Here is a 15,798-nt window from a genome sequence, read left to right on the forward strand (position 1 = left end):
AGAGGGGTTTTTTAGCCCTGCGAAATCGCGTCCACCCACCCCGGCAGCTCGCTGATACTCCCCAGCTCCGCATACCGCGCGTGCCCGACCGGCGCTTCGGCCGCCTCGTGCGACCACACCAGCGGGTACGGGATCAACGCCCCCCAGCAGCCCGCCTCCAGCGCCGGCAGGATGTCGGACTTCATCGAGTTGCCCGCCATCACCGCCTGCTCCGCGCCGGTGCCATAGCGCTCGAACACCCGGCGATAGGTCCCCGCATCCTTCTCCGACACGATCTCGACGGCCACGAAGTAGTCGCCCAGCCCCGACGAGGCCAGCTTCTGCTCCTGGTGCAGCAAATCTCCCTTGGTGATCAGGATCAGGCGGTAGCGGTCCGACAGTTCCGACAGCGCCTTGTCGACGCCCGACAGCGGCTCGATCGGCTCGGTCAGCATCTCGCGGCCGACGGCCAGGATCTCGCGGATCACCCGGGTGTCGACACGGCCGTCGGTGACCTCCAGCGCCGTCTCGATCATCGACAGGGTGAAGCCCTTGGCCCCGTAGCCATAGACCCGGAGGTTGCGCTTCTCGACGGCCAGCAGCTGGCTCTCGATCTTCTCGGGATCGCCGTGGTCGGACAGCAGGTCCAGGAACCGCGCGTGCGACAGCCGGAACTTGCTCTCGCAATGCCAGAGGGTGTCGTCGGCGTCGACGCCGACCGTGGTGATCGTGCTCATGGGCGACAGATAGCGGCGGCGCGGTCGCCCGAAAAGGGGTCGTGACCTTCCACCGTCGAAGCGCTAGGCCTTCAGCTCGAACCGAAGGTGAGCCCCCATGGATTTCTCGAAGCTGCAGGCCGTCAGCACCGTCACCACCGAGTGGAAGTATCCGCTGAAGCCGGCCAACCGCTCAGGCCTGCTGCAGGTGGACCAGGGCGGCGGCGAAGGCCCCGGCCACAAGCTCTATTGGGAAGAATACGGCAATCCGGACGGCGAGCCGGTCATGTACCTGCACGGCGGTCCGGGCGGGGCGTGCGCGCCGGTGATGTCGCGGTTCTTCGATCCGGCGCGGTACCGCGTGATCCTGTTCGACCAGCGCGGCTGCGGCAAGAGCGAGCCGACCGTGGCGACGCATGGGCCGCAAATCGCCCTGACCCGCAACGACACCGACCACCTGGTCGATGACATCAACAAGCTGCGCGACGCGCTCGGGATCACCGGCAAGATGCACGTGTTCGGCGGCAGCTGGGGCAGCACCCTGGCCCTGGTCTACGGCATCCGTCACCCGGACAAGACCGCCTCGCTGATCCTGCGCGGCATCTTCCTGGGGGCCAGCGAGGACCTGCTCTACATGTACCAGGGCAATGCGGCGACGTTCGCCGACGCGCCCTACGCCCTGACCGAGCCGGGCAGCTACGTCACCTATCCCACCGAGTGGAAGGCCTTCGTCGAGGAGATCCCGGCGGACCAGCGCGGCGACATCATGGCCGCCTACAAGGCGATCTTCGACATGGTCCCGGCCAATGATGCCGAACGCGCCCGCCAGCTGCGCGCCGCCGTGGCCTGGTCGGTCTGGGAAGGCACGATCTCGAACATGATCCCGCAGGACAGCGATCCCGGGAAGTTCGGCGAGGCGGATTTCGCCCTGTGCTTCGCCCAGATCGAGGCCCAGTTCTTCGCCAACGGCCTGTTCCTGGAGCCGGACTACATCGTCCAGAACGTCGGCAAGATCGCCGCCATCCCGACCCACATCGTCCATGGCCGCTTCGACCAGGTCTGCCCGCTGACCCAGGCCTCGCGGCTGGTGGCGGCGATGGCGGCGGTGGGCGCCAAGCCGGCCAGCTATGTGGCGACCAATGCGGGGCATAGCGCCATGGAGGCTCAGACGGTCTTGGCGCTGACGGCGGTGATGGATGGGCTGGAACGGATCTGAGGGACCGTCCTCGCCCTTCGACAAGCTCAGGGTGAGGACTACTTTTGACGGCGCTTCACTAGAAACCTCATCCTGAGCTTGTCGAAGGACGAGGTTTCGGCCCCTCCGCTTATGTCGCCCTTACGCTGGAAAGCCGTAGGCCATACAGCGCCCTTATGCGGGGCGGCGCTATCCCATGCCGGTCTAGTGGACAGACCGCCATGTACATGCCCTCCCCCGCTCACCGCCGCCTGTTGATGATCCTGCTGGTCGCCGGCTTCGGCGGCTTCCTTGGCCTCATGGCCTGGGCCGCCCATGTCGCCCATCCGCAGGCCGATCTCATCCGGTTCTTCGCCATCGTGTGGCTGCTGGTCTTCGGCGCCGCGCGGATCCTGGTCCACCTGGACGAGGCGCTGGGCCAACCAGGCGAGGCCGCGCACTGGGCGCGGCTGCGGGGTCGAGGCGATCTTTAGGAAGGCGCCCCGGAGCGTGCAGCGCTCCGGGGGTTTTCGCGCCTAGAAGCTCAGCACCACGAACACGACCGCGCTGATCGGGATCGCCGCCGAGAGCGCCACGTGCAGAAGGGTCTCGGTCAGCTTGACGGCCGAGAACGAGGTCTGCTTCAGCGGGGCGGCGGCGGGGGTCATGGGGTGCTCCTTGCACGCTGGAGCTTGCACCCTGAAGCGTTAACGTTCCTGAATCTTGGACGGACGCGCTGCTGCGACACGTTGTCCAGCGGGGCCGTTCAAAAGCGCCAGCGGCACGGCCTGGGCCAGGGCCCGATAGCCCGCCGGCGACAGGTGCAGGCGGTCGCCGAGGTCGTATTTCGGATTCAGCCGATCAGGCGCGGCCGGATCGCGGACCACGGCGTCGAAGTCGATGACGCCGTCGAACTTTCCCGAGGTGCGGATCCACTTATTCACCGCCTGGCGGTCGGCCTCGGCGGCGGCGTCAGAGCGGTAGAAGTTGGTGCCCCCGAACGGCATCAGGGTCGCGCCCAGCACCCGCACGCCGCGCGCGTGGGCCCGCAGGATCACCTGCTGGTAGCCCTCGATCACCGCCCGCACGGTGCGGGCCCGCACCTCGGGCGTCACCGGGCCTTCGCGGGAGATCTTGCCCAGGTCGTTGGTCCCCTCGAACAGGATCACGGTCGAGAGGCCCGCCTGCGAGAGGATGTCGCGGTCCAGGCGCGAGAGGCCGCTGGGGCCGCTGTTCTCGCGGGTCAGGCGGTTGCCGGAAATGCCCAGGTTCAGCACCGACAGCTTGACGCCGGCGGCCTTCAGCCGATCGGCCAGCCCGTCGGGCCAGCGGTCGTCGGCGTCCAGCGTGGCGCCATGGCCGTCGGTCAAGGAGTCGCCCAGGATCGCCACGGCCGCGCCTTCCGTCTCGGCCTCGACGCCGGCGATCTGCCACCAGTGGGTCAAGGGCTTGGCGTCCGACAGCGTCGTGGCGGCCGTCTGATCGCCGGGGGCCAGCCAGCCGGTGGTCTGGGCCATATGGTGCAGGGTCTGGCCGGCCGGCGCGCCGGTGAAATGGATCGAGATCGCCAGCGACTGCCCGGCCTTCACCGGCAGTTCCACGGGATCGGACAGCATGTAGGCCCCGGCCGCGATCTCGGGCTCGCCCCGGCCGGCGAAGGTCACGGCGCGGTCCGTCCCCGGCGTGGTCGTCCCGGCCTTGTCGGCGGCGAGAGCGACATGGACCCCGCCCAGCACCAACGGCGCGGTCCCGTGGTCGTTGGAGAGCCTCAGACGGATGCGGCGGCCCTCGCCCGTGACCCGCACCCGCTGACGCAGGGTGGCGTCGCGCAGGGCCTCGTCCGGCAGGGCGCTCTGCGCGTCGGCGGGCATCACCGCCGTGGCCCAGACGCCGACCCAGCGCGGGGCGGCTTCAGCCGGAGCGGCCAGCATCACGCAGGCCAGGAGAGTCAGCAGGGGTCGAAAAGCCATGGCGCCATCTCACCAAAGAAAAGGGGCGGCGCAAGCGCCGCCCCAGTTGTTCCCGGGTTGGGGGGAGGTTGACCTAGAAGCGGCCGCGGAGACCGACCATGACGGTCCGGCCCGGGTCGTACGAGGTGAAGGTGGCGTTCTCGAACTGGAAGTAGCTGCGCTGCTTGGCGCCCGTGAAATTGATGACGTCGAAGGTCAGCTGCGGCAGCCCCTTGCGCTTCAGGATCTTGTCCAGATCGAAGCTCGAGGAGAAGTCGTACTGGCGATAGTCGTCGCTGAAGATCGCGGCGTTCGGGATGCCGTTCTGGTTCAGGCCGCTGGACTGCGAGCCCTTGGTGAAGGTGGTCGAGACGCGGGCCGAGACCCCGCCCCGCTCGTAGAAGCCGGTGACGTTGTAGGTGTACTTGGCCACGCCCAGGGCGGTGGCGGGGGCGGCGCCCTCGCCCTTCTGGTCGATGATCGTGGCGTTGGCCAGGAAGCCGAAGCCCTTCAGGCCGATGTCTTCCAGCACGAAGTCCAGCGGCTGGACCCAGTTCATTTCCAGGCCGTTGACCGTCAGCTTGCCCGAGGCGTTGACCTGCTGGGTCAGCACCACCGTGGCCGCCGTCGGACCGCCGCGGGCGTTGATGGCCGCCTGCTGGGTCGGGGTCAGCGAGTCGTAGGTCACGCCATAGGCGGCCAGGGCCGAGAACGGCGTCGTGACGTTCTGGTTCTGGGTGAAGCCGGTGACCGACTTCCGGAAGGTGGCGAAGCCGATATAGCCCTCGCCGCCGGTGTAGTACTCGAAGCCCAGGTCGATATTGTCGGAGATGTATGGCTCCAGGGCCGAGTTACCGACCGAACCGACGTCCGCCGACGGGGTGGAGAAGTTCAGGCCCGGCAGCTGGGCGTTCGGGTCGGGGCGCGTCATGGTGCGCGAGACCGAGGCCCGGACCACCGCGTGCTCCGACACGTTGTACGAAGCCGACGCCGAGGGCAGCCAGTTGTCGTACTCGTTGTCGATATAGGTCTGGTTGCTGATGTTCGGATAGCGCGCGCCGTCCGGCAGCTGGGCGCCGCCCAGGCTGGCGGGGGTGTTGCGCGGATCGGGGATCGAGATCGTGCCGCCGATCGTCTGCTCGGTCCGCACCCAGCGCATGCCGGCGTTATAGTGCAGATCGTTGTCGGCCAGGGTGGCCACGCCGTTGATCTCGGCGAACAGGCCATAGGTCTTTTCGCCGATGAAGCCGCCCGCCGCGCCGGTGTTGGACGAACCGGCCGCCGGGGCGCTGTCGTGGTACTTGGCGTACTGGCCGTCTTTGGCCAGGCGATCCCAGTCCAGGTTCACGAAGCCGTACGAGCCGGGCTTCATGTAGCTGCTGATCACGGTGTTGGGGATCAGCGAGCCGGCATAGGTGACGCCGCCGGTCTGGCCCGAGGTGAAGCCCGTGCCATAGCCCGGATAGGTCGGATAGCCGGCCGGGGCGGCGCCCGGCAGGTTCGCGCCGTTGCAGGGCGGCTGGCCGTTCGGCGAGGGCAGGAAGACGCTGGGGTTGTTGCCGCAGATCGCGTTCTGCCAGGCTTGGCTGTTGTCATAGGCGGTGATGCGACGTGAGACGTCGTCATAGGCGCCGCCGAACTTCAGGTTCAGGTGCTCGTCGCCCCAGGTGAAGTTGCCGCGAACGCCCTTGGTCTCGGTCTCGCGACGCTCGTCCTGGATGTTCACGCGGCCGCCCGGCCAGCCGAAGTTCTTGGGATCGTTGACGTCGAAGCTGGACTTGATGCTGGGGATGCCGCCGTCGTTCTTGTAGGTGACGGTCAGGCCCGAGCTGGCCGGGGTGATCAGCAGGACGCTGGGCGATTCCCGGTGGAACTTGCTCTTGGTGTAGTTGGCCTGACCCTCGAACTTCAGCTTGTCGTTCAGCTGCCAGTCGAAGCCCGGATTGACGCCGTAGAAGGTGGTGTTCTCCAGGAACGGCCGGTAGGTCATGAACATCTGGGCGTTGGCGAACGTGCCCTCGGTGACGACGCAGCCGTTCGAGCAGTCGCTGCGATCGACCTTCATGTTGATCGGGATCGACGCGCCGTTGCGGCCGACCCAGTCCATGTCGATCCGCTCCAGATTGTTCTTCTTCTTCCCGTACATGCTGTCCAGGTAGAAGTGCAGGTCGTCGGTCGGCTTCCACTCGAACGAGGCGATGGCGTTGACGCGGTCGCGGCGGCCGAAGTTCTCGGCCTGACGGCCCAGGCGCGGGATCAGGGCGTTGTCGATCTGCTGGATCGACAGGCCGGGGTTCAGCGCCAGCAGGGCCGCCCGGTCCAGCGTCGCGCCGGTGACCAGGTTGTTGCCGCTCAGCGCCGGCACGGTGGCCGGGATCGTCCAGTTGCCGCCGCCGGTGTTGTTGCAGCCCGAGGTCGCGCCGCACTGGGCCGCCGACAGGTTGGCGTTGGTCCAGCCGATGGTCTCGAAGCCGGGGGTGTTGACGTAGTTGCGCACGGCGGTGACGCCGACCAGGGCGCCGAAGTTCCCCCAGGTGTCGCTGGCGATGAACGAGCCGCGGCCGCCCCACTTGTCGGCGTGCTGGCCACGGGTGGCTTGCGCCGAATAGCTGACGCGGCGGCCATTGCCGTCGAACGGACGGGCGCTGCGCATATTGACGGTGCCGGCGGCGCCGCCCTCGACCAGGCTGGCCAGCGGCGACTTGTTGACGCTCAGCTGGCTGAACAGTTCGGTCGGGAACATGTCCAGGTCGACGTCGCGGCCGGTGCTCTGGGCGTCGGTGCGGCCCGTCGAGGCCACGGCCACCGGCGCGCCGTTCAACAGCACGCGGGTGAAGTTGCTGCCCAGGCCCCGGATGGCGATGTTCAGGCCTTCACCGGTCACTTCGCGGCTGATGGTGATGCCGGGGACGCGGTTGAAGGACTCGGCGATGTTGGTGTCGGGGAACTTGCCGATGTCCTCGGCGAAGATCGAGTCCTGGAAGCCGACCGCGTCGCGCTTGGCGTTGGTCGAGGCCGCGAGGCTGGAGCGGTAGCCGGTGACGACGACCTCTTCGACGGCCGAGTCGTCGGCCTGGGCCGGAGCCGGCGCGGGCGCCGTCTGGGCGTGGGCGGCGAAGCTCATCATGAGGGTGGTCAGACACGTCGCGCCGATGAGGGCCAGACGGCGGGCGGAACCGTGGTGTGAAGTGGACGGCATGTTTCTCCCCTAAGAGTCTCTGTGCTCTGCGCACTTGTTCATTTTCGCCACGCTGGACCCGGCCCCTTCCCTGGGCCTGGTGGATCCGACGCGGTGTGGTAGCGGTCACACAAGACACGGTTACGAGGTAAGTCCTCCCAAGTCAATGTGGTCAGACCTTAGACGAGACGGGCCGTCGGACCTTTTGATTGACCAGTGCGGCGCAAAGGCCACGGTCGTGAGACGGGGCGTGGGGGAAGGTCTGACCAAGGAGCTTAGTGAAGCGCCCCCTCCGTCACGTCGCCTATCGGCGCCGCGCCACCTCCCCCGCAAGCGGGGCAGGAGGATCTGGCTCTCCTCACCCGTGAAACGGGGGAGGTGGCGCGATGCGGATACGCATCGTGACGGAGGGGGCGCAGAACGCCAAACTCAACCTATGAGGTCGCCTTCGAAAACCCACACCCAAGCCAAGACCCTTCGCCGAGCCCTGACCCCGCCTGAGGTCATCCTCTGGACCCGCCTGCGCACGCGCCAGCCCGACGGTCCCCGTCTCCGCCGCCAGCACCCGATCGGCCCGTACATCGCCGACTTCTACTGCGCGGCCGCCAGGCTGGTGATCGAGATCGACGGATGGGGCCACAATATGGGCGACCAGCCGGAACGGGACGTGCGGCGGGACGCGTGGATGGCGGCGGAGGGCTATGTGGTGGTGCGGTATCCGGCGTCGGAGGTGATGGCCGATCCGACGGCGGTGGCAGATGGGATCTGGGATACTTGCGTGGAGTTGTCTCGAAAGCGGCGCGGCTAGAGCGCCCCCTCCGTCACGTCGCCTATCGGCGCCGCGCCACCTCCCCCGCAAGCGGGGCAGGAAAAGAACACTTCTCCTCCCCCGTGAAACGGGGGAGGTGGCCCGAAGGGCCGGAGGGGGCGCTCCGGCCTAAGCCCAGCCCGCCGGCCGGTCCTGCTCCCGCCGGGCCGTCGGCGCGTACCGATGCCCTCGGTTCACCCGCCGCAGCGACGCCGGGTACCGGTGCAGCTGCGCGTCCGGCCGGATCGGCCTGGCCACCAGCCCTCCCCCGCAGTCCGGGCAGGCCGCGTCGAAGCGCACGTCCGAGCAGTCGGCGCAGAAGGTGTGTTCGAAGGTGCAGATTCGGGCCGCGTCGCTGGCCGGCGGCAGGTCCGCGTCGCAGCACTCGCAATTGGGGCGCAGTTCGAGCATGGGGCCGTCCTCCCGTGTTCGTCTGGTTCTTGGCGGTAAGCCTTGCACCATAAGGGCTTTTAGCCCCTCCGCGCGAGGGGCCGCGTTCGCCGATCACGGGAATGTGGAAGCAAGCGAAATCCGCGTGATCGGAAGGGGTTGACCCCCTCCCCCATACCCCCTAGACACCGCGCCGTTTGCGCGGCGGGCCGGGGTACACCTCAGCCCGCTTTTTTGCAAAAATAGACCCACCAAACCGCGTCCAGGAGCGCTTCAAGAATGTCCCAAGACCTTCTCCCCGGCGTCACCGGCGTTCTGGCCCTGGCCGACGGCACCATCCTGCAAGGCGTGGGCTGCGGCGCGGTCGGCGACGCGGTCGGCGAGGTGTGCTTCAACACCGCCATGACGGGCTATCAAGAGATCCTGACCGACCCGTCCTACATGGCCCAGATCGTCGCCTTCACTTTCCCGCACATCGGCAATGTCGGCACCAACGCCGAGGACGTCGAGCAGATCACCGGCGTGGCCGAGACGGCCGCGCGCGGCGCCCTGTTCCGCGAAGTCCCGACCGAGCAGGCCAACTGGCGCGCCAACAGCGACTTCGACGCCTGGATGAAGACCCGTGGCGTCATCGGCCTGGCCGGGATCGACACCCGCGCCCTGACCCGCAAGATCCGCGAGACCGGCATGCCGCACGGCGTCATCGCCCACGCGCCGGACGGCAAGTTCGACCTCGACGCCCTGGTCGCCAAGGCCAAGGCCTGGGCCGGCCTGGAAGGGCTGGACCTGGCCAAGGACGCCTCGACCACCCAGACCTTCACCTGGGACGAGGGCCTGTGGTCGTGGCCGGAAGGCTACGCCAAGCTGGACAAGCCCAAGTACGAAGTGGTCGTCATCGACTACGGCGTGAAGCGCAACATCCTGCGGGCCCTGGCCCATGTCGGCGCCCGCGCCACCGTCGTGCCGGCCGACACCAAGGCCGAGGACATCCTGGCCCGAAATCCGGACGGCGTGCTGCTGAGCAACGGCCCCGGCGACCCGGCCGCGACCGGCGCCTACGCGGTGCCCGAGATCCAGAAGCTGGTGCAGAGCGGCAAGCCGGTGTTCGGCATCTGCCTGGGCCACCAGATGCTGGCCCTGGCCCTGGGCGCCAAGACCGTGAAGATGGAACAGGGCCACCACGGCGCCAACCACCCGGTCAAGGACCTGACCACCGGCAAGGTCGAGATCGTCTCGATGAACCACGGCTTCACCGTGGACAGCGAGAGCCTGCCGGCCCCGGTGCAGGAGACCCACGTCTCGCTGTTCGACGGCACCAACGCCGGCATCCAGCTGGCCGACAAGCCGGTGTTCTCGGTGCAGCACCACCCCGAGGCCTCGCCGGGCCCGACGGACAGCCTGTACCTGTTCGAGCGCTTCGCTGGGCTGATGGACGCGGCGAAGTAAGGCAAAGGGAAACCCTCTCTCTTAGAGAGAGGGAGGGGCCCGCGCCGCAGGCGTGGGAGGGTGAGAGGTTACGACGCCAACCGGAGTGCCGGCACGCCGTCGAACCTCGTAACCTCTCACCCCAACCCTCTCTCTAAGAGAGAGGGAGCTTTCAGGCTTTGACGGCCGTCGCGTAAACCAAGTCTATCCTTCCTGAAAAAGGGAGGCGCGGCGATGACCAACGACACCGACTTCACCGGCCGGCGCGTGCTGGTCGTCGGCGGCTCCAGCGGCATCGGCAACGGCATAGCCCATGCCTTCAAGGCCCGAGGCGCCGACGTCGCCGTCTGGGGCACTCGCGCCAGCGCCGCTGACTACGACTCCGCCGACGGCTGCGATCTCTCCGGCCTCGCCTACGCCCAGGTCGATGTCGGCGACCCCGACGCCATCGACGCCGCCCCCGCCCCGTTCGACACCCTCGACGTCCTGGTCCTGTGCCAGGGCACGGTCGTCTACAAGCGCGGCGAGTTCGAGCGGGCCGGCTGGGACCGGGTGATGGCGGTCAATCTGGACAGCCTGATGCACTGCGCCCGCCGCTTCAAACCGGCCCTCACGCAGAGCCAGGGAAGCGTGATCATCGTCAGCTCGATCTCGGGCCTGAAGGCCAATATCGGCAACCCGGCCTATGCCGCCTCCAAGGCCGGGGCGATCAGCCTGACCAAGACCCTGGGCCAAGCCTGGGCGCCCGAGGGCGTGCGGGTCAACGGCCTGGCGCCGGGCCTGGTCGAGACCAAGCTGACCAAGGTCACCACCGCCAATCCCGAACGCCTGGCCGGCGCCTTGGCCGCCATCCCCCAGCGCCGGATGGGCACGCCCGCCGACATGGCCGGGGCGGCGCTGTTCCTGGCTTCGCCGCTGGCGTCCTACGTCACCGGGCACACCCTGGTGGTCGACGGCGGCCTGTCCCTTTGAGTGGAGTAACCTGATGAAGGCCCTGCGTTATCACGGCGCCCGCGACGTCCGGTACGAGAGCATGGACGACCCGACGCCGCAGTCAGACCGCGACGCGATCGTCCGGATCAGCGCCTGCTCGATCTGCGGCTCGGACCTGCACATCTATCACGGCCACGGCTTCTCCGAGGATCTGGGGTTCTGCGTCGGCCACGAGGCGGTCGGCGAGGTGGTCGAGATCGGGCGCGGCGTCCAGCAACTGAAGGTCGGCGACAAGGTCATGCTGCCGGCCGCCGTCGGCTGCGGACGCTGCCGCTCGTGCCTCTCCGGCGTGGTCCAGACCTGCGAGTACGGCGAGTTCGGCTGCTATGGCCTCTCGGCGCGGCTGCAGGGCTCGCAAGCCGAGGCCGTGCGCGTGCCGGCCGCCGACATGAACGCCGTGCCGGTGCCCGAAGGCGTCTCGATGGAGCAGGCGCTGATGATGACCGACGCCCTGGCCACCGCCTGGTTCGGGGCGCGCAACGCCGAGGTCCGGCCAGGGTCCAGCGTGGCGGTGATCGGTCTTGGGCCCATCGGCCTGATGGCGGTGGAGAGCGCCTATGTCATGGGCGCGCACGTGGTCTACGCCATCGACCCCGTCCCCGGCCGCCGGGCGCTGGCGGAAGAGGCCGGCGCCATCGCCCTCTCTCCCGACGAGGCCAAGGACCGCATCCGCGAGGACACGAAAGGCAAAGGCCTGGACTGCGTGATCGAGGCCGTCGGCAGCGAGGCCACCGTCGATGCGGCCCTGCGGCTGGTCCGCGCGCGCGGCGTGGTGTCGGTGATCGGCGTCCAGCAGGCGCGGCGCTTCCCCTTCCCGCTGGAGCGCGCCTTCGCGGCGGGGCTGACCTTCCGGGTGGGAACCTGCTCGGTTCCCGAGGAGCTGCCGGCCCTGTTCCCGCTGGTCCGCTCGGGACGGCTGAAGCCGGAGAAGTACATCAGTCACCGCCTGCCGCTCAGCGAGGGCGCGGAGGCTTATCGGCTGTTCGAAAGCCGCGAGGCGGGCGCGCTGAAGATGGTGCTGACGCCGGATTGAGGAACGTTCCTGGAGCCCCCAAACTTGTCATCCCGGCCGCAGCGAAGCGGAGAGCCGGGACCCAGGGGCCGCCGCACTGCGTTGGCCCCTGGGTCCCGGACAAGCCCTACGGGCTTTCCGGGATGACAAGAATTGGAAGTCCTGAACCTCTCAAGCGCAATGACCCTATGCCCTCCGCGCGGTCTTCATCAGCGCCCGGAACCGGCCGCCATAGGCGTGCTCGTTCCAGAGGGGTTCGAACTGGTCGTAGCCCACCGTCACCGCGCCCGGCGCGGGCTGGGCCGGATCGACGAAGGACAGTTCCCGCCGGCGGTCGTCGAAGCCGCTGACCACCACCGTATGCCCGACGCCGCCGGCGGTGATGTCGATCAGCACCGGCCGCCCCGCCCGCAGCTCGTCCTCGATCACCTTCAGCCCGCTCGCATAGCCCTCCGGCGTGTCGTCGAAGGCCGCGTCGGTCCAGGCATAGCCCTGGCTGGCCAGGCCGCGCTTCATGTCCGCGAACAGGGTGATGGTGAAGTCGTCGAACGGCGCGGCGGGATCGTAGGCCTTGCCCCGCGACAGGGCCTTCAGCGCCCGGGGCTCGCGACGATCGCCGTAGAAGGCCAGCACCATCGCCGCCGAGGTCGGGACGCACAGCAGCGTCTCCTGGGCGATGTGCGGCACCGGCAGCGCGACGTGGTGTTCCGACCGTTCCTGGCAGGCGCTCAGCGGCAGGATGGCCAATGCGATCAGGACGGCGACCAGTCGGCGCATTTCAACTCCAGGATACCTCACCCGGAAGCTACACGCCGAGGCTTAACCGGCTCTGTCGATGCGACACGGAAGGGGTGCCGCCTCCCGCAAGACTAGGGGGCGATGCGGGAGGCGGCGGCCAGACCCCCGGGCAAGGGGGGCGCTTCAGGGGTCCGGCCATGGGAGTTCGTCCGCTCGGGTGACGCTCCGAGAGGGGGAATGGTGGACGAACTCTTCGGGTTTGACCGGCGGCTAGACCTTGAGGTCGAGCAGGCGCTGGGTCATGTCCTCGGCCGTGCGGATCACCGCCGCGTTGGCCTTGAAATCGGTGGCCGCGCCGATCTGATCGGTGCGTTCCTTGACGTAGTCGACGTCGTTGAAGCCTTCGGCCGCGCGGGCGTCCGAAGCGGCCACGCGCTGGGCCGAAGCGTTAAGACGATCCGCGGCGGCCATCATGCCGGAAGCGGCGATCGAGAGAGCCTGCATGGCGTTTTCTCCGTGTACGCCAATGGTTATCCGTTCGGTTGGGTTAAGCCATTACAACCAAAAATGGTAAAATTCATACCTCGGTCATCTTTTTTAGCGCGCGTTAACTTTTGGCGCGCCGAGCCCTGACAGCGCTCAAACATTACAAAACGTTCAGGCTTGGCCTTATCGACAAGCTGTCACCGTCCCGACATGGTTCGCCCCTTCGCGGGCCGGGGGGCGGCCCGTCGCTCGGGAGTCTCTTTCAGAAATGTCGTTTTCGCGTCGTATCGCGCTGGCCAGCGCCGCCCTGCTCATGGTGGCGCAACCGGTCCTCGCGGCCACACCCGCCAAGCCCAAACCCGCCGCAGCCCAAAAGACTGGCAAGAAGGCCGTCTCGGACTTCACGCCGTCGCCCGAGGCCATCAAGGCCCACATGACCTTCCTGGCCGACGACGCCATGGAAGGCCGCGAGGCGGGCACGCGCGGCTATGACATCGCCGCCAACTATGTCGCCGCCCAATACGCCCTGCTGGGCGTCAAGCCGGCGGGCGACAAGACGGCCACCGGGGTCTCGTATCAGCAGCACGTGCCGCTGCTGGCCTTCCGCACCGATGGCGAAGGCGCCTTCGGCCTGACCGGCGCCGACGGCCAGACCGCCGCCCTGAAATATGGCGAGGACTACCTGCCCAACGCCCAGGCCCAAGCGGCCGAGGTCAAGCTGGACGCGCCGCTGGTCTTCGTCGGCTACGGCCTGGTCAACCCGGCCACGGGCCGCGACGACTATGCGGGCCTGGACGTGAAGGGCAAGATCGTCGTCATGCTGAACGGCGCCCCGACCTCGCTGCAGACCGAGGAACGCGCCCACTTCAGCAACCCCAACACCAAGCGCACCGAGGCCGCCAAGCGCGGCGCCGTCGGCGTCATCACCATGTCGGGCCCCAGCGCCGAGAAGCGCCGTCCGTTCTCGGCCGGCGCGGGCATGCTACGCGGCTGGCGGGTGATCTGGCGTGACGCCAACGGCGTGGGCGCGATCCGCGCGCCGGGCGCCCCGGCCCTGGTGTCGATCAGCCAGGCCGGCGCGGCCAAGCTGTTCGCCGGCGCCCCCGTGGCCCTGGCCGACGTGCTGGCGCAGTCCGAGACGCCCGAAGGCGCGGTCAAGGGCTTCGCCCTGACCACCAAGGCCAGCATCGCCCTTAAGACGCAGATCGAGCAGCGCGAGAGCAGCAACGTCGTCGGCATGATCGAGGGCTCGGACCCGACCCTGAAGGCCCAGACGATCATCCTGTCGGCCCACCTGGATCACATCGGGATCAAGGAAAACGCCAAGCCCGGCGAGGACCGCATCAACAACGGCGCGCTCGACAACGCCTCGGGCATCGCCACCCTGCTGGAGGTCGCGCGTGGCTTCGAGAACACCAAGTCGCGGCCCAAGCGCTCGATCATCCTGCTGGCCGTGACGGGCGAGGAGAAGGGCCTGGTCGGCTCGGACTACTTCGCCACCAACCCGACCGTGCCGAAGGCCAATATCGCCGCCGACGTCAATCTGGACATGCCGGTGCTGCTGTACCCGTTCACCGACGTGATCGCGTTCGGCGCCGACCGCTCGACCGTGGGCGAGGCCGTCAAGCACGCCGCCGGCCGCGTGGGCGTGGCGCTTTCCGGTGACCCTCTGCCGGAGGAAGGCCTCTTCACCCGCTCGGACCACTACCGCTTCGTCGAGCAGGGCATCCCGTCGGTGTTCCTGATGACCGGCTTCCAGAACGGCGGCGAGAAGGCCTTCACGACCTTCCTGAAGGGCAATTACCACCACCCGGGCGACGACCTGAACCAGCCGATCGACTACCAGGCGGCCGCCAAGTTCGCCCTGGTCAACTACGAGATCGCCCGCGAACTGGCCAACGTCCCGGCCCGTCCTGTGTGGAAGAAGGGCGACTTCTTCGGCGGGACCTTCGCGCCGGCGGGGCATCCTTCGGCGGCGAAGTGATCACCTAACTCCGTCTCCCCGGCGAAGGCCGGGGCCCAGATGGAAAGGCGCTGGGGTGGGCTCTAAGAACATTGAGCCCTTCCAATCATCCCCAGCGCCCCGAGATCTGGGTCCCGGCCTTCGCCGGGAAAACGGGATTTGGAATTGACCCGGAGGGCGGCGGAAGGGATTCTGCCGCCCTCTCTCTTTGACCGACGGATAATCGTAAGCGTGACCGCCCGCACCGGCGCCTTCCTGAAGATCGGCGTGATCGCGCCGGCCATCATGGTGGCCGACGTGTGGATCGCCCAGCGCCTGTTCCCGGGCTTCGACGCCGGGGCCCAGTTCATCAGCGAGCTGGGCGGGCCCAAGGCTCCGCTGCCCGAGGTCTTCAACTACGGCATGATGATCGCCGGCATCGCGGGCCTCCTGGCCGGGGCCGGCTTCGCCCATGCGCTGGAGGAGGCCGGCGGTCGCCGCCGCGTCTCGGCCTTCGCCGGCCTGTTCGTGGCGCTGACGGGCCTGGGGGCCTTCTTCGCCGGGGTGTTCCACTGGCCCGACCCCATGCACCGCGCCTGCGGGGTGGGTCTGGCCATGCAGTTCGCGCCGCTGTTCACCGCTTGGGCGCTGTGGGGCAAGCCGGGCTACCGGCGGCTGGCCAATTTCTCGCTGGGCTGGTTCTTCGGCCTGCTGCTGGTCTTCGCCCTGCTCACGGGCGTCTGGAACGTGCGCACCGGCTACGATGTCGGCTACTGGCAGCGCGGCCACGCGTTCCTCGGCCTCCTCTGGCTGGCCATCGCCGCCTGGAGCCTGGAGAAGGGCTGGAAGGCGAGTGCCGTGGCGGCGGAACCTGCGGTGGTCTAGGCTCTCGCCATAACGGGGGAGACATCATCATGATCGGACACCGCCTCGCGGCCGTTGGCATCGCCGCGCTCTTGCTGACCGCCTGTTCCCAGCAGAAGACCGAGGACCAGCCCGCCGCCACCC

16 protein-coding genes and 2 pseudogenes are annotated in these 15,798 nt (G+C 68.3%); 9 read left to right on the plus strand and 9 right to left on the minus strand.

Annotated elements, in window-relative coordinates; all coding sequences use genetic code 11:
* Positions 1–11: 11 nt before the first annotated feature.
* A complete protein-coding gene (locus AC07YH_RS23895) occupies positions 12–716 on the minus strand; it encodes an HAD family hydrolase (RefSeq protein ID WP_494749398.1) in 705 nt (234 codons plus the stop codon).
* A 97-nt stretch (positions 717–813) separates the two neighbouring features.
* Here AC07YH_RS23895 and pip point away from each other — a divergent pair, with 97 nt between their 5' ends.
* Complete coding sequence (pip, locus tag AC07YH_RS23900) at positions 814–1,911, plus strand: prolyl aminopeptidase (RefSeq protein WP_494749399.1); 1,098 nt, start codon at positions 814–816, stop codon at positions 1,909–1,911.
* Between the two features lie 200 nt (positions 1,912–2,111).
* On the plus strand, positions 2,112–2,363 hold the full coding sequence (locus tag AC07YH_RS23905) for a hypothetical protein (RefSeq protein ID WP_494749400.1): 252 nt from the start codon (positions 2,112–2,114) through the stop codon (positions 2,361–2,363).
* A gap of 42 nt (positions 2,364–2,405) precedes the next feature.
* On the opposite strand, the gene AC07YH_RS23910 is transcribed toward AC07YH_RS23905, so the two are convergent.
* The 4 genes and pseudogenes from AC07YH_RS23910 to AC07YH_RS23925 all read right to left on the minus strand — a co-directional run bounded on the left by AC07YH_RS23910 (position 2,406) and on the right by AC07YH_RS23925 (position 7,415).
* The gene (locus AC07YH_RS23910) at positions 2,406–2,537 is read right to left on the minus strand and encodes a hypothetical protein (RefSeq protein WP_494749401.1); all 132 of its coding nucleotides are present in this window, start codon (positions 2,535–2,537) and stop codon (positions 2,406–2,408) included.
* 39 nt (positions 2,538–2,576) lie between these two features.
* Positions 2,577–3,839, minus strand: coding sequence for an SGNH/GDSL hydrolase family protein (locus AC07YH_RS23915; protein WP_494749402.1), 1,263 nt, complete (start codon positions 3,837–3,839; stop codon positions 2,577–2,579).
* Positions 3,840–3,912: 73 nt separating this feature from the next.
* Positions 3,913–7,017 (minus strand): TonB-dependent receptor, encoded by a 3,105-nt coding sequence (locus tag AC07YH_RS23920; protein WP_494749403.1) that lies wholly within the window; start codon positions 7,015–7,017, stop codon positions 3,913–3,915.
* Positions 7,018–7,300: 283 nt separating this feature from the next.
* Positions 7,301–7,415, minus strand: a pseudogene (locus AC07YH_RS23925) (hypothetical protein).
* 17 nt (positions 7,416–7,432) lie between these two features.
* Between AC07YH_RS23925 and AC07YH_RS23930 the strand changes: the two are divergent.
* Positions 7,433–7,804: an endonuclease domain-containing protein gene (locus AC07YH_RS23930; RefSeq protein ID WP_494749404.1), complete on the plus strand. Its 372-nt coding sequence runs from the start codon at positions 7,433–7,435 to the stop codon at positions 7,802–7,804.
* Positions 7,805–7,826: 22 nt separating this feature from the next.
* Here the strand turns inward: AC07YH_RS23930 and AC07YH_RS23935 are convergent.
* Positions 7,827–7,932 (minus strand): annotated as a pseudogene (locus AC07YH_RS23935) (hypothetical protein); the annotation flags it as partial.
* 1 nt (position 7,933) lies between these two features.
* On the minus strand, positions 7,934–8,215 hold the full coding sequence (locus tag AC07YH_RS23940) for a DUF1272 domain-containing protein (protein ID WP_494749405.1): 282 nt from the start codon (positions 8,213–8,215) through the stop codon (positions 7,934–7,936).
* Positions 8,216–8,473: 258 nt separating this feature from the next.
* Between AC07YH_RS23940 and carA the strand changes: the two genes are divergently transcribed.
* From carA to AC07YH_RS23960, 4 genes are all read left to right on the plus strand, one after another.
* Positions 8,474–9,640, plus strand: coding sequence for a glutamine-hydrolyzing carbamoyl-phosphate synthase small subunit (carA, locus tag AC07YH_RS23945; protein ID WP_494749406.1), 1,167 nt, complete (start codon positions 8,474–8,476; stop codon positions 9,638–9,640).
* Between the two features lie 213 nt (positions 9,641–9,853).
* Positions 9,854–10,591, plus strand: coding sequence for an SDR family NAD(P)-dependent oxidoreductase (locus tag AC07YH_RS23950; protein ID WP_494749407.1), 738 nt, complete (start codon positions 9,854–9,856; stop codon positions 10,589–10,591).
* Between the two features lie 13 nt (positions 10,592–10,604).
* A complete protein-coding gene (locus AC07YH_RS23955) occupies positions 10,605–11,645 on the plus strand; it encodes an alcohol dehydrogenase family protein (RefSeq protein ID WP_494749408.1) in 1,041 nt (346 codons plus the stop codon).
* The gene (locus AC07YH_RS23960; protein WP_494749414.1) at positions 11,641–11,790 is read left to right on the plus strand and encodes a hypothetical protein; all 150 of its coding nucleotides are present in this window, start codon (positions 11,641–11,643) and stop codon (positions 11,788–11,790) included. Before AC07YH_RS23955 ends, AC07YH_RS23960 begins: the two co-directional genes overlap by 5 nt.
* Before the next feature lie 20 nt (positions 11,791–11,810).
* Here the strand turns inward: AC07YH_RS23960 and AC07YH_RS23965 are convergent, their stop codons facing one another.
* Together AC07YH_RS23965 and AC07YH_RS23970 are read right to left on the minus strand one after the other, a co-directional pair.
* Positions 11,811–12,401 (minus strand): C39 family peptidase, encoded by a 591-nt coding sequence (locus tag AC07YH_RS23965; RefSeq protein WP_494749409.1) that lies wholly within the window; start codon positions 12,399–12,401, stop codon positions 11,811–11,813.
* Between the two features lie 231 nt (positions 12,402–12,632).
* Positions 12,633–12,866: a flagellar basal body rod C-terminal domain-containing protein gene (locus AC07YH_RS23970; RefSeq protein WP_494749410.1), complete on the minus strand. Its 234-nt coding sequence runs from the start codon at positions 12,864–12,866 to the stop codon at positions 12,633–12,635.
* A 250-nt stretch (positions 12,867–13,116) separates the two neighbouring features.
* Between AC07YH_RS23970 and AC07YH_RS23975 the strand changes: the two genes are divergently transcribed.
* Positions 13,117–14,832 carry a M28 family peptidase gene (locus tag AC07YH_RS23975; protein WP_494749411.1) on the plus strand — a complete coding sequence of 572 codons (1,716 nt, stop codon included), beginning with the start codon at positions 13,117–13,119 and terminating at the stop codon, positions 14,830–14,832.
* A gap of 144 nt (positions 14,833–14,976) precedes the next feature.
* A complete protein-coding gene (locus tag AC07YH_RS23980; RefSeq protein WP_494749412.1) occupies positions 14,977–15,675 on the plus strand; it encodes a DUF998 domain-containing protein in 699 nt (232 codons plus the stop codon).
* Positions 15,676–15,798 lie beyond the last annotated feature (123 nt).

The sequence above is a fragment of the Caulobacter sp. GW456-12-1-14-TSB4 genome (genome assembly GCF_059424195.1).